Origin of the sequence: Methylobacterium sp. ap11 (assembly GCF_900110515.1) — a bacterium.
Taxonomy (GTDB): domain Bacteria; phylum Pseudomonadota; class Alphaproteobacteria; order Rhizobiales; family Beijerinckiaceae; genus Methylobacterium; species Methylobacterium ajmalii.
The window spans coordinates 185,253-204,630 of record NZ_FOEB01000005.1 but is presented as its reverse complement, the minus strand read 5'-3'; the positions used below and the strand labels follow the sequence as shown (position 1 = coordinate 204,630).

Annotated in this window: 16 protein-coding genes and 1 pseudogene; 12 read left to right on the top strand and 5 right to left on the bottom strand. The window is 69.5% G+C overall.

Annotation, left to right across the window (positions count from 1 at the left end; translation table 11 throughout):
* The first annotated feature begins 69 nt into the window (after window positions 1–69).
* Together BMX97_RS09395 and BMX97_RS09390 are read left to right on the top strand one after the other, a co-directional pair.
* Complete coding sequence (locus BMX97_RS09395; protein ID WP_091748502.1) at window positions 70–1,410, top strand: ABC transporter substrate-binding protein; 1,341 nt, start codon at window positions 70–72, stop codon at window positions 1,408–1,410.
* 284 nt (window positions 1,411–1,694) lie between these two features.
* Window positions 1,695–3,041 (top strand): MFS family transporter, encoded by a 1,347-nt coding sequence (locus tag BMX97_RS09390; protein ID WP_091748499.1) that lies wholly within the window; start codon window positions 1,695–1,697, stop codon window positions 3,039–3,041.
* A 70-nt stretch (window positions 3,042–3,111) separates the two neighbouring features.
* On the opposite strand, the gene msrP is transcribed toward BMX97_RS09390, so the two are convergent.
* Window positions 3,112–4,086, bottom strand: a complete 975-nt coding sequence (msrP, locus tag BMX97_RS09385) for a protein-methionine-sulfoxide reductase catalytic subunit MsrP (RefSeq protein ID WP_091748496.1) — start codon at window positions 4,084–4,086, stop codon at window positions 3,112–3,114.
* Between the two features lie 247 nt (window positions 4,087–4,333).
* Here msrP and BMX97_RS09380 point away from each other — a divergent pair, with 247 nt between their 5' ends.
* The 6 genes and pseudogenes from BMX97_RS09380 to BMX97_RS09355 all read left to right on the top strand — a co-directional run bounded on the left by BMX97_RS09380 (window position 4,334) and on the right by BMX97_RS09355 (window position 8,875).
* Window positions 4,334–4,567: a hypothetical protein gene (locus tag BMX97_RS09380; RefSeq protein ID WP_091748493.1), complete on the top strand. Its 234-nt coding sequence runs from the start codon at window positions 4,334–4,336 to the stop codon at window positions 4,565–4,567.
* A gap of 68 nt (window positions 4,568–4,635) precedes the next feature.
* Window positions 4,636–5,433, top strand: coding sequence for a sulfur oxidation c-type cytochrome SoxA (gene soxA / locus BMX97_RS09375; protein ID WP_091748998.1), 798 nt, complete (start codon window positions 4,636–4,638; stop codon window positions 5,431–5,433).
* 70 nt (window positions 5,434–5,503) lie between these two features.
* A complete protein-coding gene (nthA, locus tag BMX97_RS09370) occupies window positions 5,504–6,166 on the top strand; it encodes a nitrile hydratase subunit alpha (RefSeq protein ID WP_091748490.1) in 663 nt (220 codons plus the stop codon).
* Window positions 6,163–6,837 (top strand): nitrile hydratase subunit beta, encoded by a 675-nt coding sequence (gene nthB / locus BMX97_RS09365; RefSeq protein ID WP_091748488.1) that lies wholly within the window; start codon window positions 6,163–6,165, stop codon window positions 6,835–6,837. Before nthA ends, nthB begins: the two co-directional genes overlap by 4 nt.
* Entirely contained in the window at window positions 6,834–7,136 is a 303-nt protein-coding gene (locus tag BMX97_RS09360) for a nitrile hydratase accessory protein (protein WP_091748485.1), read from the top strand. Before nthB ends, BMX97_RS09360 begins: the two co-directional genes overlap by 4 nt.
* Before the next feature lie 268 nt (window positions 7,137–7,404).
* Window positions 7,405–8,875: pseudogene (locus tag BMX97_RS09355) on the top strand (IS1182 family transposase).
* 234 nt (window positions 8,876–9,109) lie between these two features.
* Here the strand turns inward: BMX97_RS09355 and BMX97_RS09350 are convergent.
* Complete coding sequence (locus BMX97_RS09350) at window positions 9,110–9,673, bottom strand: TetR/AcrR family transcriptional regulator (protein ID WP_091748480.1); 564 nt, start codon at window positions 9,671–9,673, stop codon at window positions 9,110–9,112.
* Window positions 9,674–9,782: 109 nt separating this feature from the next.
* Between BMX97_RS09350 and BMX97_RS09345 the strand changes: the two genes are divergently transcribed.
* Together BMX97_RS09345 and BMX97_RS09340 are read left to right on the top strand one after the other, a co-directional pair.
* Entirely contained in the window at window positions 9,783–11,183 is a 1,401-nt protein-coding gene (locus BMX97_RS09345) for an amidase (protein ID WP_091748478.1), read from the top strand.
* Window positions 11,184–11,308: 125 nt separating this feature from the next.
* The gene (locus BMX97_RS09340) at window positions 11,309–12,331 is read left to right on the top strand and encodes an adenosine deaminase (protein WP_091748476.1); all 1,023 of its coding nucleotides are present in this window, start codon (window positions 11,309–11,311) and stop codon (window positions 12,329–12,331) included.
* Window positions 12,332–12,773: 442 nt separating this feature from the next.
* On the opposite strand, the gene BMX97_RS09335 is transcribed toward BMX97_RS09340, so the two are convergent.
* Together BMX97_RS09335 and BMX97_RS09330 are read right to left on the bottom strand one after the other, a co-directional pair.
* Window positions 12,774–13,562, bottom strand: a complete 789-nt coding sequence (locus BMX97_RS09335) for a FadR/GntR family transcriptional regulator (RefSeq protein WP_210187626.1) — start codon at window positions 13,560–13,562, stop codon at window positions 12,774–12,776.
* Window positions 13,559–14,095, bottom strand: coding sequence for a hypothetical protein (locus BMX97_RS09330; RefSeq protein ID WP_060850186.1), 537 nt, complete (start codon window positions 14,093–14,095; stop codon window positions 13,559–13,561). The genes BMX97_RS09335 and BMX97_RS09330 overlap by 4 nt, the downstream gene beginning before the upstream one ends.
* A gap of 153 nt (window positions 14,096–14,248) precedes the next feature.
* Here BMX97_RS09330 and BMX97_RS09325 point away from each other — a divergent pair, with 153 nt between their 5' ends.
* Both BMX97_RS09325 and BMX97_RS09320 read left to right on the top strand, forming a co-directional pair.
* Window positions 14,249–15,631, top strand: coding sequence for an aminotransferase (locus tag BMX97_RS09325; protein WP_091748474.1), 1,383 nt, complete (start codon window positions 14,249–14,251; stop codon window positions 15,629–15,631).
* 440 nt (window positions 15,632–16,071) lie between these two features.
* Complete coding sequence (locus BMX97_RS09320; RefSeq protein WP_091748472.1) at window positions 16,072–17,532, top strand: methyl-accepting chemotaxis protein; 1,461 nt, start codon at window positions 16,072–16,074, stop codon at window positions 17,530–17,532.
* A gap of 165 nt (window positions 17,533–17,697) precedes the next feature.
* On the opposite strand, the gene BMX97_RS09315 is transcribed toward BMX97_RS09320, so the two are convergent.
* On the bottom strand, window positions 17,698–19,230 hold the full coding sequence (locus tag BMX97_RS09315) for an acyl-CoA carboxylase subunit beta (protein ID WP_091748469.1): 1,533 nt from the start codon (window positions 19,228–19,230) through the stop codon (window positions 17,698–17,700).
* Between the last annotated feature and the right edge of the window lie 148 nt (window positions 19,231–19,378).

The following is a 19,378-nucleotide window of genomic DNA, read 5'->3' as shown; positions in this document are numbered from 1 at the left end:
CGCAGGTGGTCTATCGCCGGGCCGGCCCCGGGCGTAGGGTCGGGTCCGACCCGATTCCAGGACCCGGCCATGCCGCCCCGCCCCGTCGCCCTCCTCCTCGCCGTGCTGGCCGCCCTGCCGGGCCCGGCCGTCGCCGCCGAGGGCCTGCCGCTGACCGTGCTGACCGAGCGCACCGGCCCGGCGGCGGCGGCGGGCACGCCGCTCGCAAACGGTCTTGCCGACTATCTCACGATGCTCGGGCGGCGCGACGGCGGAGTCGGCGGCGTCCCGCTCGCGGTCGAGGAATGCGAGACCGGCGGCGAGCCGGCTCGGGCGCTCGCCTGCTACGAGGCCGCGACCGCGCGGGGCAGCATCGCCCTGGTGCCGGCCAGCGCCGACGCGGCCCTGGCGCTGCTGCCGCGCCTCGCCGGGGACCGGATGCCCCTCGTCGCCGCGGGGTACGGCCCGGCCGCGATGGCGCGCGGCGACGTGTTTCCCTGGGCCTTCGCGCCGCCCGCCACGGTCTGGGACGGCCTCGGCGCCGCGCTGGTCCACCTCTCCCAGGACGGCAGCGAGGGCAGCCCGCAGGGGCGCAGCCTCGCCTACCTGCACCGCGACAGCCCGGCCGGGCGCGAGCCGGTGCCGGTGATGCGGGCGCTCGCCGCGGAGGCCGGCCTCGCCTTCCGCGCCTACGCGCTGCCCGACGCACCCGACGCGGGGGGCAGCGATCCCTGGCGCGCCGCCCGGGCGGCGGACCCCGACTACGTGATCCTCGACGCGACCGCGGGCCTCTCCGGCACGCCGCTTCGCGACGCGGCGGCGGCGGGCTTTCCCCTCAACCGGGTGGTGACGGTCGGCTGGACCGGCGAGGACGACCTGCTGCAGCCGGCCTCCGGCGCCCGCGACCTCACCGCCAAGGGCCTGCGCGTCGTGACCTGGCACGCGCCCGGCGACAGCTTCCCGGCCTTCGACCAGATCGACCTCCTGGTGGTCGATGCCGGCCTGTCGCGCACGCCCAAGGAGGAGAGTTTCGGCCCGCTCTACAACCGCGGCGTCTATGCCGGGGTGATCCTGGCCGAGGGTATCCGCAACGCGCAACGCCTCGCCGGCCGCAGGCGGATCGACGGCCCCGAGATGCGCCGCGGCCTCGAGACGATCGACCTCGATCCGGTGCGCTGGAAGGAGCTCGGCCTCGTCGGCTTCGCCCGCCGGCTGCGTCTCACCTGCGCCGACCACAGCGGCCACCGTCCTGCCACGGTGCAGGAATGGACCGGGGCCCGCTGGGTGCAGATCGGCGACGAGATCCTGGCGCCGCAGGCGCTCCTGACGCCGCATCTCGACGCCGTGGTGGCGGCCCAGGCCGAGCGCGTCGCCGGCGAGACCGGGACGGCGGGCCCGGCCGCCCGCGCAAGCTGCGCGGGAAGCCCGTGAGCGATTTCGCAAGCATGTTGCGCTGCAAAAACCTGTCCGCGTGATTCCGGTCGGTTTCCGGAAACTTCTCCCGCCCCGATCCGGCGGCGGCGACGTCAAAAGACGACAGCGTCACGCCGCCCTATCCTTGGGGCATCTTGGTCGGGGATGTCGAAAACGTCGGATTGGTGCGCTGCGGGGGCTGTACCCAGGGCCTGCATTCTCCTAGTGCGTTGCACGACGCGCGGGCCCGCGGCCCCGTCGCGCCGCCAGAATCCCACCTCCGGGAGGAGACCGAACCCGCGATGACATCCAGCGCCCAGAGCCGGCCCGCCGCCGACAACCTCGCCTCGCCGAACCCGACCATCGCCGCCTACGACAACAAGGCCCGCATCAAGGCGATCATCGGCTCGTCGTCGGGCAACCTCGTCGAGTGGTACGATTTCTACGCCTACGCCTTCACGGCGATCTACTTCAAGGACGTGTTCTTCCCCGGCTCCGACCCGACGGTGCAGCTGATCAACACCGCGGCGGTGTTCGCCATCGGCTTCCTGATGCGGCCGATCGGCGGCTGGCTGTTCGGCCGCGTCGCCGACCGCTACGGCCGCAAGACCTCGATGCTGATCTCCGTGGTGATGATGTGCGCCGGCTCGCTCGTCATCGCGATCCTGCCGACATACGCCCAGATCGGCATCTTCGCGCCGATCCTGCTGCTCTTCGCCCGCATGGCGCAGGGCCTGTCGGTCGGCGGCGAGTACGGCACCTCGGCGACCTACATGAGCGAGGTGGCGCTGAAGGGGAAGCGCGGCTTCTACGGCTCGTTCCAGTACGTCACGCTGATCGGCGGCCAGCTCCTGGCCTCGCTGGTCGTGGTAATGGTGACCCTCACCCTCGACGACAAGGCGATGACCGCCTGGGGCTGGCGCATCCCGTTCTTCATCGGCGCCGCGGCCGCCGTGGTCGCCCTCTACCTGCGGCGCTCGCTGCACGAGACCTCGACCGCCGAGACCCGCACCTCGCGCGAGGCCGGCAGCATGGCGTCGATCTGGCGCAACCATCGCCGCGCCTTCCTCACCGTGCTCGGCTACACCGCCGGCGGCTCGCTGATCTTCTATACCTTCACCACGTACATGCAGAAGTACCTGGTGAACACGACCCACATGGACAAGAAGACCGCCAACCTGGTGATGACGGCGGTGCTGTTCACCTACATGGTGGCGCAGCCGTTCTTCGGCATGTTCGCCGACAAGTTCGGCCGCAAGACCGCGATGCTGCTGTTCGGCGGGCTCACCACGCTGCTCACCGTGCCGCTGCTGCACGCGATCCGCGACGCGCAGAATCCGATCCTGGCCTATGCGTTGATCACCGCGGCCCTGATGTGCGTCTCGTTCTACACCTCGATCAGCGGGCTCGTGAAAGCCGAGATGTTCCCGGCCGAGGTGCGGGCGCTCGGCGTCGGCCTGTCCTACGCCATCGCCAACGCGATCTTCGGCGGCTCGGCCGAGTTCGTGGCGCTGACCTTCAAGGAGGCCGGCTACGAGACCACCTTCTTCTGGTACGTGACGGCGATGTGCGCCGTGGCGTTCCTGGTCTCGCTGCAGATGCCCGACAGCCGCAAGTCCGGCTACCTGCAGGGCGACGGGACGGCGTGAGCCGCCCCCGGCCGGGAGCGGATTGACCGGCGACGGGGCCGGCGCATCGCGGATGCGCCGGCCGCTTTCGTCAGACGAACAGGCGCTCCTTCTCGAGCCCCTTGTAGAGGTCGGCGACCTGCGCGCCGTAGCCGTTGTAGATCAGCGTCGGCACCCGCTCGTCGGTGCCCAGCACCCGCTCGCTCGCCTGGCTCCAGCGCGGATGCGGCACCGCCGGGTTCACGTTGGCCCAGAAGCCGTATTCGGAGGCCTGCAGCCCCTCCCAGAAGGTCTTGGGCCGCTCGGCCGTGAAGGTGATACGGTTGATCGACTTCACCGACTTGAAGCCGTACTTCCACGGCACGGCCAGCCGCAGGGGTGCGCCGAACTGGTTGAGCAGCGGCTTGCCGTAGACGCCGGTGACCATGAAGGCCAGGTCGTTGGCGGCCTCGGCCATCGTCAGGCCCTCGGTGTAGGGCCAGGGATAGAAGAACGCCCGCTGGCCGGGCGCCATCGCCTTGTCCATGAAGGTCTGCATCTGGATGTACTTCGCGTCGCCCTTCGGCTTGGCGAGGGCCACCAGGGCGGAGAGCGGGAAGCCGGTCCACGGCACCGCCATCGACCACGCCTCGACGCAGCGGTGGCGGTAGAGCCGCTCCTCCAGCGCCATTTTGCGCACCAGGTCCTCGAAGCCGATCTCGAACGGCTTCTCGACCAGCCCGTCGATCTTGATCGTCCAGGGCTCGACCTTCAGGGCGTTCGAGCCCGGGGTCACGGTCTTGTTGGTGCCATACTCGTAGAAGTTGTTGTAGTCGGCGCTATAGCGCTCGGCCGTCAGCGGACGGTCGAGGGTGTAGGCCGGGTTCTGCTTGGCCGGATAGAGGCCGGCGGTCTTGACCGCGCCCGTCCCCTCCCCCGGCAGGGCCGCGAGCGCCGGCCCGCCCGCGAGCGAGGCCGCGGCGAGGCCGAGGCCGCCGCCGAGCAGCGCCCGCCGGTCGAGGAAGACCGATTCGGGGGTGGCGAGGCGCTCGGGCATCTCCCAGGCGCGCTTGACCTTGATGTGCATGATCCAGTTCCTCGGGCCGGCGAAGCCGCGACGTGAAGCCGTGTCTGCCAGCGGACATCGGGGCGAACGGCCGGCTGTGCAAGTCACAGGTCAGCGAGGTGCAGGTCGGCGGGTCCAAGTCGGTAGGCCCAGGTCGGCAGGTCCAAGTCGGCAAGTCCAAGTCGGCGAGGCTTTGCCGCGGCGAAACGCGTATCTCCCGTAACGGCTTCGGCGGAGACAGGGGCGCTGCCCCATGCGATACCGGGCCATGCCCCCGAAGAAGCCGAAGCATACCGCCTTTACCGTCGCCGTCTCGGCCGCCGATGACGGGGCCAGCGCCCCGGCCTTGCGGGTGTTCGTCGCCCTGGCGACCGATCCCCTGGCTGCCGTCGCGGCCGTGCAGGCGGTGGCACCGGAGGCCTCGGTGGAGCTGAGCGGCACCCTGTCCGACCGCCTCGCCGCGCGCCTCAAGCTGCGCCCCGGCGAGGTGCGGCCGATCTGATCCGCCCCGTGGCGGCGAACCGCCGGCTCCGGGCGTCCGTCCTCCGCCCGTGGGTGTCGGGCCGTCCGATGCTCGGCGTGCTGGCCGTCGTCCTCGCCTTCGCAGGGCTGCTGCCCGGCACCGCGGCGGCGCAGGATGGCGGGGATGCGCCGCCGCTCGGCATCCCGCCCGAGGCGCGCCGCTCCGGCTTCGACCAGATGGCACCCGAGACCCGGGCGATGCAGGCCGACGACACCGCCAATCCGGGCATGCTCTGGGTTCGCGACGGGGCCGACCTCTTCGCCCGCGCGCCCGCTCCCGGATCGCCGCCCTGCGCCGGCTGCCACGCAGAATCGGCGATGCGCGGCGTCGCCGCCCGCTACCCGGCTTTCGACGAGGCGACGGGCCGACCCGTCGACCTCGAGGGCCGGATCGACCTGTGCCGCACCCGCCACCAGGGGGCGATGGCGCTGCCGCGGGAGAGCCACGACCTCCTGGCGCTCACCGCCTACCTGGCGAACCTCTCGCGCGGCCTGCCCCTCTCGCCCCCGGACGATCCCCGCCTCGCGCCGGCCCGGGCCGAGGGCCGGCGCCTGTTCGCGACGCCGATGGGCCAGCTCGGCTTCTCCTGCGCGGCCTGCCACGACCGGCACTGGGGCCGACGCCTCGGCGCCGCCACGATCCCGCAGGGACACCCGACCGGCTACCCGCTCTACCGGCTCGAATGGCAGGACCTCGGCTCGCTGGAGCGGCGCCTGCGCAACTGCCTCACCGGCATGCGGGCCGAGCCGTTCACCCCGGGCTCGGCGGAGGTCGTGGCGCTCGCGCTCTACCTGGCCGAGCGCGCCGCGCCCCTGCCCGTCGAGAGCCCGGCCGTGCGTCCGTGACGGCCTTGCGTCCGTGATGGTGGCGGTGTGAGAGCCAGGGGCGTATCCTCCCGCCACCGGGAGGGCCCGCATGGCGCAAGACCACGATCACCACGGTCACGACCACCACGGTCATGACCACGACCACCCGCATGGCAGCGAGCTGTCGCCGATGGAGCTGCGGGTGCGGGCCCTCGAATCGATCCTGGTCGAGAAGGGCTACGTCGACCCGGCCGCCCTCGACACCCTGATCGAGACCTACGAGACCAAGGTCGGGCCGCATAACGGCGCCCGGGTGGTGGCGCGGGCCTGGGTCGATCCCGCCTTCAAGGCGCGCCTCCTGGAGGACGGTAGCGCGGCGATGCGCGAGCTCGATGTCGGCGGGCGCGGCGGCGAGCACATGGTGGTGGTCGAGAACACGGCCGACGAGCACAACGTCGTCGTCTGCACGCTCTGCTCCTGCTACCCCTGGCCGGTGCTCGGCCTTCCGCCGGTCTGGTACAAGTCGCCGCCCTACCGCTCCCGCGCCGTCATCGACCCGCGCGGGGTGCTCGCCGAGTTCGGCACCGTGCTGGCGCCGGAGACCCGGATCCGGGTGTGGGATTCGACCGCCGAGCTGCGCTACATGGTGCTGCCGATGCGCCCCCCCGGCACCGACCACCTCGACGAGGCGGCGCTGGCCGACCTCGTCACCCGCGACGCGATGATCGGCACCGGGCTGCCCTTGAGCCCCGACCAGGTGGTGCGCGCATGAACGGTGGACAGGATCTCGGCGGGATGCAGGGCTTCGGCCCGCTCGGCCTGGAGGCGGACGAGCCCTGGTTCCACGCACCCTGGGAGAAGCGGGTCTTCGCCATGGCGATGGCGATGGGCCTCACCGGCACCTGGAACCTCGATGCCAGCCGCGCGGCCCGCGAATCGCTGCCGCCGGGCGAGTACCTGACCTCGAGCTACTACCGGATCTGGTTCCGGGCGCTGGAACGCCAAGTGCAGCAGCACGGCCTCGTGGAGGCCGGCGAGCTCGCCGCCGGCGCGGCGCTGGCGCCGCCCGCCCCCGTGGCCCGGGTGCCGAAGGCCGAGGAGGTGGGACCGCTCTTCGCCCGCGGCTTCCCGAGCGACCGCCCGGTGGCGACGCCCGCCCGCTTCGCCCCCGGCGACGAGGTGCGCGCCAAGGTGATCCACCCGGCGGGACACACCCGCCTGCCCCGCTACGTCCGCGGCCGCACCGGCACGGTCGAGCGTGTCCATGGCGGCTTCGTCTTCCCGGATTCGAACGCCGCCTTCGCGGGCGAGGCGCCGCAATGGCTCTACACCGTGCGGTTCGCCGCCATCGAATTGTGGGGCGAGGACGCGGATCCCGGCCTCACCGTCTCGGTCGCCGCCTTCGAGAGCTACCTCGAACCGGCCCGGGGCCAAGCCGCATGAGCCGCCCGCCGGACGCCCCGGTCTTTTCCGCCCCCTGGGAGGCGCAGACCTTCGCGCTCGTCGTGTCGCTGCACGATGCCGGGCTGTTCACCTGGACGGAATGGGCGGACGCCCTCGGCCGGTCGGGCCACCGCACGGCGGATTACGCCCTGTGGCTGGAGACGATCGAGGCGCTCCTCGCCGCGCGCGGCCTCACCGACGCGTCGGCCCTGGAGGCGCGCCGGGCCGCCTTCGCCCGCGCGGCGGCGGCGACGCCGCACGGGCAGCCGATCCTGCTGGAGAACGATCCGGGGGCGTGAGGAAGGCCGACGGAGACGGTGTGACGGGTCAGGTCCTTGCCCTCACGCAGGCTCGTCGACCAGAACTCCAGCATCGCTTCAAGCGAGGCAGTTAGCATGAAAACCTCCCATCGCTCGCCGTCGGATAGGGGCCCAAATCTGCAACTGTAATGTCAGGGCCGTACTGCACGATGGCCATCTTGGCAGAGCAGTCGAGGTCCGCAAAACACCGCGGCTATGTGAAAACGCCGTGATCTGCTAAGCTTGTCGCCGATTCGGGGAGGTCGGAATGGCCCGCTTCATCGCCGGTGAGGACCGCCGCCATAGTACGTTCCTGCCCGACCGCTTCGGTGATTACGTGGCGGCGTACAACCCGGTCCGATTCGTCGAAGTTTCCGTCGACGAGCTTGATCTCGCTACCCTGGGATTTACCAGAGCCGTGCCTGAAGCGCCCGGACGTCCGGCCTACGATCCGGCGACGCTACTCAAGATCGACATCTACGACTATCTCAACCGCGTCCCCTCGAACCGCCGTCTCGAACGCCAGACCCAGCGCAACATCGAGTTGATGTCGCTGACCGGCCGGCCGATGCCCGACCTCAAGACCCTGGCCGACTTCCGCAAGGACAATGGGCCGGCGATCCAGGCCACCTACACACAGTTCGTCGTTCTGTGCCGTCGCCTGAACCTGTTCAGCAAGGCGGTGGTCGCGATCGACGGCAGCAAGCTCAAGGCTGTCAACAATCGCGACAAGAATTTCCCGGTCGCCAAGGTCGAGGCACGCCTGGCTCAGGTCGAGGCAAGCGTCGCGCGCTATCTTCCCCCTGAACCAGGCCGACCGCCAGCCGAGTGATCTCGCCAAGGCACGGATGGCACGGCTTACTGAGAAGATCGCCGCTCTGTGCGAGCAGATGAAGGATCTGCAAGCGATGCGTCAGCAGGTCGAGAAGATCCCCGACCCACAGATCGCGTTGACCGACCCCGATGCTCGCTCGATGGCCACCAGCGGCAGGGGAACCGGGATCGTCGGCTACACCGTTCAGGCGGCCGTCGATACCGAGCATCATCTGATCGTCGCCCACACCGTGACCGACATCGGCAACGACCGCGCTCAGCTCGTCCCGATGGGGCTCCTGGCCCAAGAGGCGACGGGATGCGCCACACTCCCGATGCTGACCGACCGGGGCTCCCTCGATGGCGATCAAGTTCTGGCGTGTGAAGGCACCGGCCTCCTGCCGTGCGTGCAAAAGACCCTCACCTCGAACCATGCCAAGCGATGTCTCTTCACCGGACAAGACTTCGTCTACGACACCGAAGAAGGATCATGACACATGCCCCGCCGGCCAGCATCTGAACAGTGGGGCCGCCAGTCCGGCCGCCAGTCCGGCGATGACGCCATGGATCCCTACAGTAATCCAACAGCTTGCTCGAGTTGTGAGGTCTAACCCCGTCGCACGACAACGAAGGCGCGGCGGATCAAGCGTTAGGTGCACGAGGGCGTGCTCGATGTGATGCAGGAGCGGCTCGACCGGATGCCGGAGGCGATGCCGATCCGTCGCCAGACCGTCGAGCATCCGTTCGGCACGATGAAGGCCCGGATGGGGGCGACGCACTTTCTGACCCGAGCACTCGCGACGGTCAGAACCGAGATGAGCCTGCGGGTTCTAGAGCATTTTCCGACGAAGTGGATGCCGGTTCGTCGACGAAAATGCGGCAAAATCAAAAACCTAGAGAGCTTCGCGATTGCAACGCGATCGTGAAGCGCTCTAACCTACAACATGAAGCAAATGATCCAGATCGTCGGGGTCGGAGCGCTGATCACGGCGATCCAGGCGTAAGCCCCCTCTGCACGCGAGTTCGCGGCAAGGCCTCACTCAGCGACCCAGCTGACAAAAACTCATTTTCACACGACCTGGGCACAGAAGCGAACCTCGCCGGGGCGGCCACGTCATCCCCTTCCGATGACGGCCGCGTGTCGCGGAGTCGGCCAGGGCCTATGCCGGCAGGAGCCCCGAGGCGCGGTAGGTCGTAATCAGGGCATCGAATTGCGCGACGTCCGAGCGGCTCCTCGCGTAGAGCTGGGCGCCCGACACCGCCGCGAAGATGGCCCGGGCCCGCGCCTCGCCCTCCTCGGGCTTCACCGCCCCGGCCATGACCAGCACCTTGGCGAGCCAGGCGACGTTGACGTCGGCGAAGCCTTGCGCCTCTCGCTGCACGGACTCGGGCAGGTTGGCATACTCCGCCGACATGAAGCTGCACAGGCAGAGCCTGTTCCCATCCTCGAGCGACCGCCGGAAGGTGCCCGGGTAGAGCCGCAGGCATTCCAGCGGGTCGCCTGTGGCCGCCAGCATCGCGTCGAGCTCGACCGCGATGTCCTCCCAGTAGCGCCGCGCCACGGCCGCACCGAGATCCGCCTTGCTGGCGAAGTGGTGGTAGATGCTCGCCGCCTTGATGCCGACCTCGGCGGCGAGGTCGCGGTAGCTCAAGCCCCCGTAGCCGTGCGCCTGCGCGGTCTTCCGGGCAGCCGCCAGGATCGTCTCCTTCGCGTTCGCACTCACTCCCGCCTCCCGATCGGCACGAAAAGACTAACGATCGTTAGTTAGGGGTTGACGGTCGAAAAATCCAGCCCTAATTTTGTCCTGCCTAACGACAGGTAGGGAAGCCACCGTGACACAGGACATCATCTTCTCCGACGCCACCGCCCTCGCCGCGCTGGTCCGGACCAAGCAGATCTCGCCCGTCGAGGTCGTCCGCGCCCACCTCGACCGCATCGAGGCCGTCGACCCCAAGGTCAACGCGATCGTCACCGTCGCGGCGGGTGCGCTGGCGGCCGCGAAGCAGGCAGAGGCGGCAGTCATGGCGGGCGGGGAGCTCGGGCCGCTGCACGGCGTGCCCTTCACCGTGAAGGACTCGATCGACACCGCCGGCGTGATGACCCAGCGCGGCTCGCCGATCTTCGAGGGCCGGGTGCCGGACGCCGACGCGACCAGTGTCGCCCGCCTGAAGAAGGCCGGCGGCATCCTGCTCGCCAAGACCAACCTTCCGGAGTTCTCCTACTGGATCGAGAGCGACAACCTGCTCTCCGGCCGGTCGAACAACCCGTGGGACCTCGACCGGACGCCCGGCGGGTCGAGCGGCGGCGAGTCGGCGGCCATCGCGGCCGGCATGTCGCCGCTGGGTCTCGGCACCGACCTCGCCATCTCGGTGCGCGGCCCGGCCGCCCAGACCGGCATCGTCTCGCTCAAGGCCACCCACGGGCGCGTGCCGATGACCGGGATCTGGCCGCGCGCGCCGCGCCGCTTCTGGCACGTCGGCCCGATGGCGCGCTCGATCCGCGACCTCGCCCTCGCCTTCTCGCAGCTCTCCGGCCCGGACGGCGAGGACGCCTTCGCCACCAGCACCGTCCCGTTCGACACCGGCGTCACGACCGACCGCAAGCTGCGCGTCGGCTGGATGGTCGGGCCGGGCTTCGGACCCATCGACACCGAGGTCGCCGCGACCGTGCGGGACGCGGCCGAGGCCCTCAAGGGCGAGGGGCATCATGTCGAGGAGGTGCGCATCCCGGCGCTGGAGCGCGACTTCGCCCTCGACGTGTTCAACACGCTTCACGTCATGGAGATGAAGCCGGCCTTCCGCCAGGCGACCGCCGGGCACGAGGACAAGATGTACAAGATGGCCAGGACCATGCTGTCGCTGCCGGACGCGTCGATGGAGGATTACCTTGCGGCCGAGCAGGCGGCGGAGCGGCTGCGGGACGGCTACGCGGCCTATTTCCGGGACTACGACATCCTCCTGACCCCCGTGCTGCCGGTCCCGGCACACAAGCACGGCATCAAGGAACTCGTCGTCAACGGCGAGACCGTCGACCTGACCTACCTCCAGGGGGCGACGGTACCGCTGAACGTGACCGGCCTGCCCGGGGTGTCGATGCGCTTCGGAACGAGCCGCGAGGGGTTGCCGATCAACGTGCAGCTGGTGGGGAGCTGGCAGGCGGAGACCACGCTCCTGAACGCCGCTATGGTGCTGGAGCGCGTGAGCCCGGTTCGCGACCTGCACCCGAGCCTCTGAGATAAGCGAGACTTCCATAAGTGGAACTTGGATAAACGAGACTTGCCGGGGAGCGCGCTGCGGTCCCCGGCTGTGGCCAGGTCCGGGAGAGGGCCTGACCGACAAGGTTCAGGAGAGGGTCCTTGATGACCGGTATCGAAGCGTTCGTCCGCGGCCTGCCCAAGACCGACCTGCACATGCACATCGAGGGCAGCATCGAGCCGGAGCTGATGCTGGAGCTCGCCGCCCGCAACGGCGTGACGCTTCGCTGGGATACGCCGGAGGCTCTGCGGGGTGCCTACCGGTTCGAGAACCTGCAGTCGTTCCTCGACCTGTATTTCGAGGGCTGCAAGGTCCTGGTGACGGAGAGGGATTTTCGCGATGTGACCCGCGCCTATCTGCGCCGGGCCCACGAGGACGGCGTCGTCCGCGCCGAGCTGTTCATCGGCCCGCAGAGCTTCACAGAGCGGGGAATCCCGATCGAGGCGCTGATGTCGGGCGTGCTCGCCGCCATGGAAGACGCGCGCGGCGCGCACGGCATGAGCGTCGGTCTCATGATCAGCGTCCATCGCCACCGGACCGAGCCGGACGCCTTCGCCGTGCTGAATCAGGTCATGCCGTGGAAGGACGACATCATCGGCATCGGCATGGGGGGCGCCGAGGTCGGCAACCCGCCCTCCAAGTTCGCCCGCTTCTTCCGAGCCGCCCGCGAACGCGGCTTTCGCACCGCCGTCCATGCCGGCGAGGAAGGCCCGGCTAGCTACGTGCGCGAGGCCCTGGACCTGCTGCACGTCGACCGGATCGACCATGGCAACGCCTGCCTCGCCGATCCGGACCTCGTGCGGGAACTCGCGATCCGGCGCGTGCCGCTCACGGTCTGTCCGCTCTCCAACCTGCGGCTGAAGGTCGTGCCGTCCCTGGAGGAGCATCCGCTGAAGGCCATGATGGCACATGGGCTTCACGTCACCGTCAACTCGGACGACCCGCCGTACTTCGGCGGCTACGTGACGGAGAACCTCCTGGCCTGCCGGGAGGCCCTCGGCTTGTCGCGGGACGCGATCGTCCGGCTCGTCCGCAACGGCCTGGAGGCGGCGTTCGTGACGGAAGAGGAACGCCAGGCCCTGCTGCTCCGACTGGATGCCTATGTCAGGATGCCCGTCGACGGCTGAGCACCGACGGCACTTCGGCTGCATGGGAATGCGGGAGGCGTAGCCGCGTCTCGTGCGGTGTCCGCTGCGCCGTGACCCGCTCCGATGGCAGGGCTCTGACTGGGATTGATTGACCCTGAGGCGTGCGCCGCGGATCGGGGATTGGCCTATAGCAGCGCCCCTTGTGGCCTGAGAGCCCGTTCGACACACACAATAGATCAACGGATGATCTTGCCTCCCACACGCAAATTCATCCTGAAATGTTGGCGATCGAAAATCGCGCGGTTGAAAATGACCGAACTCGAAGGCGGCCCCCAGCGCCTGCTAGAATTAATAATACTCTTAAAACGCTGAAATCAATCATAGAATTTAATTTTATACTGTACAAAACTATAAATTAGTTTTTCGACGCTTAACAACATAAAGATATACATTTTACATAATTATTATGACGATATCGTGCTTAAATTACATCGGAGCGCCCCATCGCCAGTTCCGTGTCCGCCAGGGCGAGCCGGATCAGCTCGGCCATCCGGGCCCGCGCCAGGGCGGCGTCCCGGGCGACGATCGCCTCGTGGAGGGCGCGGTGCTCCGGCAGGGGGTCGCGGGGAAGGGCGCGGCGGCGCTGCTTGTGGATCGTGGTCCAGGTGACGGAGGCGGCGATCGAGCTCGACAGGGCGATCAGCGGGGCGTTGCCGGTCGCCTCCAGGATGGCGTGGTGGAAGGCCTGGTCGGCGGCGCGGCCGGCCGGGACGGCGAGGCCGTGGCGCGCCATCCCGTCGAGGGCGGCGCCCATCCGGGCGAGGTCGCGCTCGGAGCGCCTCAGGGCCGCCAGTTCCGCCGCCGCCGGCTCGACGATCCGGCGCAGCTCGAACAGGTCGCGGATGAAAGCCTCGCCCGGCTCGGCCTCGAAGGCCCAGGCCAGGATGTCGGGATCGAGGAGGTTCCAGCGGCCGCGCGCGCTCACCCGCGTGCCGGTCTTGGGCCGGCTCTCCACCAGCCCCTTGGCGCTCAGCGTGCGGATCGCCTCCCGGTAGGCGGTGCGCGAGACCGCGAGACTCCCGGCGGCGGCGATCTCCCCGGGCAGGACGGTGCCGGGCGGGTGGCGGCCGGACAGGATCGCGATGCCGAGGTCCCGGGCCACCGTGCCGTTGAGGCGCCGCGAGGCGGAGGCGAGCGGCAGCACGAGGGTCTCGCGCGGTGGCGCTCCGGCCCCCTCCCCGCCCTCCGGCGGCGTCCCGCCCGCCGTCACGTCACGGTCCGCTTCTCCACGTCGAGGACGACGCCGTCCGGCGTCATCCGCTCGCGGGCGACGAGCCGGTCCCCCGGCAGGAAGACGCCGAGCGGCACGTCGCGGTCCGGCAGCACCACGGTGGCGCTGCGGTTGACGAAGACGAGCACGTGCCGGCGCTGCGGCAGCGAGGCGACCGCCCAGCGCTTGAGCTGGGCGTAATAGGGCTCGCGCCGCCACACCGCCGGCTGGCTCGGATCGACCTGGACGTGAAGGAAGCGCGTCGTCGGATCGATGCTGAGCACCATCTTGGCCTTGTCGGGCTTCCATTCCGGGCCGATCCAGCCCTCGGTCATCCAGAGGCAGTGGAAGGCGCGGCAATGGCCGGGCCGGGTCTCGTGGATGCCGCAGCCGCGGCCCGGCTTGGCGTGGCGGCACCATTCCCCGGCCACGCTCTCGACCGCCGGCACGTCGTAGACCTTGCAGCACAGGGTGCAGGCGCCGCAGGCGCGGCCGGGCGCGGGCGTCGAGACGAGTTCGGCGGGGTCGAGCATGCGCGTCGGTCTGACCTGGATTGTGCGAAGGTGCCGCGAGGGCGGCCCGGGTTGTGCGTCGGCATCGCGCCGCTAGTGTGACGGCGCAAGCGAATTCTGCTCGGCCAGTCGGGGGCTGCTCCAGCTCCCGCATGAAGGAAAGCGACAGAGACGATGCTCTCGAACCTCGCCACCCGCGACGTCGAAACCCTGATCCACCCCTACACCAACCTGGCGGCCTTCCGGCAGACCGGCCCGCTGGTGCTGGAGCGCGGCCACGGCGTCTGGGTCTACGACACCGACGGACGGCCCTATCTCGAGGGCATGGCGGGCCTGTGGTGCACCGCGCTCGGCTATTCCAACGAGGAGCTGGTCGAGGCCGCCCGCGAGCAGATGTCGCGGCTGCCGTTCACCCATCTCTTCTCGGGCCGCAGCCACGATCCGGCGATCGAGCTCGCCGAGACCCTCAAGGAGCTGGCGCCGATCCCGGTCTCCAAGGTGTTCTTCACCTCCTCGGGTTCGGAGGCCAACGACACCCAGGTCAAGCTGACCTGGTACCTCAACAACGCGCTCGGCCGGCCGCAGAAGAAGAAGATCATCGGCCGGCACAAGGGCTATCACGGCGTCACCGTGGCGTCGGCCTCGCTGACGGGCCTCACCGCCAACCACGCCGACTGGGACCTGCCGCTGCCGGGCTTCCTGCACGCCGCCTGCCCGCACCACTATCGCGGCGCCCACCCCGGCGAGACCGAGGAGGCCTACTCGGCGCGGCTCGCGACTGAACTCGAAGAGATGATCCTGCGCGAGGGCCCGGAGACCGTCGCCGCCTTCATCGCCGAGCCGGTGATGGGTGCCGGCGGCGCCATCGTGCCGCCGAAGGGCTACTTCGCCGCCATCGAGCCGGTGCTCGCCCGCTACGACGTGCGGTTCATCGCCGACGAGGTGATCTGCGGCTTCGGGCGCCTCGGCACCTGGTTCGGCTCCGAGGCCCTGGGCATGACGCCCCACAGCCTGTCCTTCGCCAAGGCGCTGACCTCGGCCTACATGCCGCTCGGCGGCGTCACGGTCGACGAGACGCTGTACCAGGCGATGCAGGACCAGAGCCGCAAGATCGGCACGTTCGGCCACGGCACCACCTATTCGGGTCACCCGGTGGCGAGCGCGGTGGCGCTCAAGACCATCGAGATCTACCGGCGCGACAAGATCATCGAGGGCGCGGCCGAGAAGGCGCCGCACTTCCAGCGCCGGCTCTCGGCGCTCGAGGAGCACCCGCTCGTCGGCGAGGCCAAGGGAATGGGCCTGATCGGCGGCCTCGAGATCGTCGCCGACAAGGCGACGAAGCGCCAGTACGACCCGAAGGCGGGCGTGGCCGCCCGCTGCGTCGCCTTCGCCCAGGAGGAGGGGCTGATCGTGCGCTTCCTCACCGGCGACCGCGTCGCGGTCTGCCCGCCCCTGGTGATCCGCCCGGACGAGATCGACACCCTGTTCGACCGCCTCGGCACCGCCCTCGACCGCACCCAGGCGTGGATCCGCGAGCAGGGCCTGACGGCGGCCTGATCCGAGCCTTGAGGCCCCGGCGGGGCGGCCCGGGGCCGCTCCGCCAAGATCCCCGGTCCCGCACCGCGTCCGGTGCCGGACCGGGGAGCGCATCGGGGCCGGTCGCGCCCGGCGAAGCGGTGCCCGGTCGCGCCCGGCCCGCAAGCCGGCCGAGCGCCGGGCCGGCCTGGCTCCTACGCGCAGGGCGTGCGGGCGCACCAGGGATACGACGTTACCGTTAGGTAGGTCCGGGCGGTGGAACCGCGCGGCCTCGGCAATTGTCGGCGCCTCTCCGTAAGCGCTTGGTATCGGACGACAATTCCCGGCGGAGATACGGGCGGCCGCCGCGCCCGACGGTCGGCGTGCGCCGCCATACACCAATCACGATTGGTAATCTTAAGCAGCGCTTCACTCTTCGCGGTCAGATTTTGAGTGAAATTTGGTCACCGAGGGATTTCGCCATGTTTCGCAAGCGGCCGGACACCATGTCCGAAGCGACACTGACTGCGCTCGACAAGTCGCTGGCCGTGATCGAGTTCGACCTGGATGGCATCGTAACCCGGGCCAACGCGAATTTTCTCGACCTGATGGGCTATCGGGCGGACGAGATCGTCGGCCGGCACCACCGGATGTTCCTCGACGAGGCGACGATCGGGTCGGCCGAGTACGCGAAATTCTGGGAGACCTTGCGCGCCGGGCAGTTTTTCGCCGACGAGTTCCTGCGCTTCGGCAAGAACGGCAAGCGCGTCTGGCTCGAGGCGACCTACAACCCGGTCCTCGGCGCCTCGGGCAAGCCGGTCAAGGTGGTGAAGCTCGCCGCCGACATCACCGAGAAGAAGAACGAGATCAGCCGCCTCCTGACGATGATCGAGGGGATGCCGGTCGCGGTGATGACCGCCGACCCAAACAACGAGTTCCGCATCAACTACATGAACGGCGCGTCGCGGCGCACCCTCGGCCCGCTGGGGCAGTACCTGCCGGTCGCGACGGACCTGATGATCGGCACCTCGATCGACGTCTTCCACAAGGATCCGTCGCATCAGCGCCGGATGCTGGCGGATGCGAGCCGCCTGCCGCACCGGACCCGGATCAAGCTCGGGCCCGAACTGCTCGACCTGCAGGTCTCGGCGATCATGGGCCCGGACGGCGCCTATATCGGGCCGATGCTGACCTGGGCGGTGGTGACCGCGCAGGCGACCATGGCCTCGGACGTGTCGCAGGTCGTGAACGCCATGAGCTCGGCCGTCGAGGAGATGCAGCGCTCCGCCAACGGCCTCGGCCAGTCGGCCGATGAGGCCCGCGAGCGCGCCGCGACGGTGGCGGCGGGCTCGGAGGAGATGACCGCCTCGATCCGGGAGATCTCGGGCCAGGTCGGCCGCGTCTCCGAGCGCGCCCAGCAGATCGCCGCCCAGGCCGAGGCGACGGACGCCACGGTGCGCAGCCTCTCGGCCAAGGCCCGCGAGGTCGATTCGGTCGTCGGCATGATCTCGACGATCGCCGACCAGACCAACCTGCTGGCGCTGAACGCCACCATCGAGGCGGCCCGGGCGGGGGCGGCGGGCCGCGGCTTCGCGGTCGTCGCGGCGGAAGTCAAGGAGCTCGCCGGCCAGACCGCCAAGGCCACCGGCGAGATCACCCAGCGCATCGGCGACATCCAGGGGGCGACCGGCGAGGCGGTGGCGGCGATCGCCACGATCAGCAACGCGGTGGCGGAGCTGTCGCGGCTGACGCTCGCCATCGCCAGCGCCGTCGAGGAGCAGGCCGCCTCGACCCAGGAGGTGTCGGCGAACATCCTGGCGGTGTCGGACGCCGCGAACGCCACCGGCCGGATCGCCGAGAGCGTCCGGGCGGTGTCGCAGAGCCTCGCCGGCCATTCGAGCGGCCTGACCGGCAGCGTGGAGAAGTTCCTGAAGGCGGGGTGAGACGCCGCCCAATCCTGAGATCGGAGCGTCGCCGACATTTCTCATCCCACCCGCGACCTCATCCTGAGGTCGCGGGTGGGACAGCCGATAAGATGGCTGCCTGCGCGGACATGCCGGACCCGCGCAAGGCGAAGGAAACGGATTTTCCCGTTCCCTTCCCGCCCCTCACAGCGGGATGTTGTCGTGCTTCTTCCAGGGCTGCTCGCTCTCCTTGGTGCGGAGCATGGCGAGGGCCCGGGCGATGCGGCGGCGCGTCGAGTGCGGCATGATCACCTCGTCGATGTAGCCGCGCTCGGCGGCCACGAACGGCGACATGAAGCGCTCCTCGTACTCGGCGGTGCGGGCCGCGATCTTGTCCGGGTCGCCGAGGTCCTGGCGGAAGATGATCTCGACCGCGCCCTTGGCGCCCATCACGGCGATCTGGGCGGTCGGCCAGGCGTAGTTCACGTCGCCGCCGACGTGCTTGGAGGCCATCACGTCGTAGGCGCCGCCGAAGGCCTTGCGGGTGATGACGGTGACGAGCGGCACCGTCGCCTGGCTGTAGGCGAAGAGCAGCTTCGCGCCGTGCTTGATCAGGCCGCCGTATTCCTGCGCGGTGCCCGGCAGGAAGCCCGGCACGTCGACGAAGGTCACGATCGGGATCGAGAATGCGTCGCAGAAGCGCACGAAGCGGGCGGCCTTGCGCGAGGCGTCCGAATCGAGCACGCCGGCCAGCACCATCGGCTGGTTGGCGACGAAGCCGACGGTGCGGCCCTCGACCCGGGCAAAGCCCGTGATGATGTTGCGGGCATACGCCGCCTGGATCTCGAAGAAGTCGCCCTCGTCGACCACCCGCCGGATCAGCTCGCCCATATCGTAGGGCTTGTTCGGGTTGTCGGGGATCAGGGTGTCGAGGCTGCGGTCGAGGCGGGAGGGATCGTCGAAGCTCTCGATCTCCGGCACGCCGGCCTGGTTGTTGGCCGGCAGGAAGTCCATCAGGCGCCGGATCTGGAGCAGCGCCTCGACGTCGTTCTCGTAGGAGCCGTCGGCGATGGAGGATTTCGAGGTATGGACCTTGGCGCCGCCGAGCTCCTCGGCCGTCACCACCTCGTTGGTCACGGTCTTCACTACGTCCGGGCCGGTCACGAACATGTAGCTCGTGTCGCGCACCATGAAGATGAAGTCGGTCATCGCCGGCGAATAGACGTCGCCGCCCGCGCACGGGCCCATGATGACCGAGATCTGCGGGATCACGCCGGACGCGGTGACGTTGCGCTTGAACACCTCGCCGTAGCCGCCGAGCGCGGCCACGCCCTCCTGGATGCGGGCGCCGCCGGCATCGAAGATGCCGATGATCGGGGCGCGCATCTTGAGCGCCATGTCCTGGACCTTGATGATCTTCTGGGCATGCGCCTCGGAGAGCGAGCCGCCGAAGACGGTGAAGTCCTTCGAGAACACGAAGACGGCGCGGCCGTTGATGGTGCCCCAGCCGGTGACGACGCCGTCGCCGGGGATCTTCTGGTTCTCCATGCCGAAGTCGTTCGAGCGGTGCTGCACGAACATGTCGAACTCTTCGAACGACCCGGAATCGAGGAGGAGCTCGATGCGCTCGCGGGCCGTGAGCTTGCCGCGCTTGTGCTGCGCCGCCACCCGGCTCTCGCCGCCGCCGAGCCGGGCCTGCGCGCGCCGCTGGTCCAGCCGATCGAGGATGTCCTTCATGCTGTCGCCCGTCCCTGAAGAAATGTCGTCCGCCCGCCGGAAGGCTTGACCGTGCCTGCGGCCTTAGCACGCGTCAGGGCGCGGCGAAAACTCGGTCTTTTTGGGCGAGCCGGGAGGGAAACGCGAAGGGCCGCGCCCTCCCCGGCGG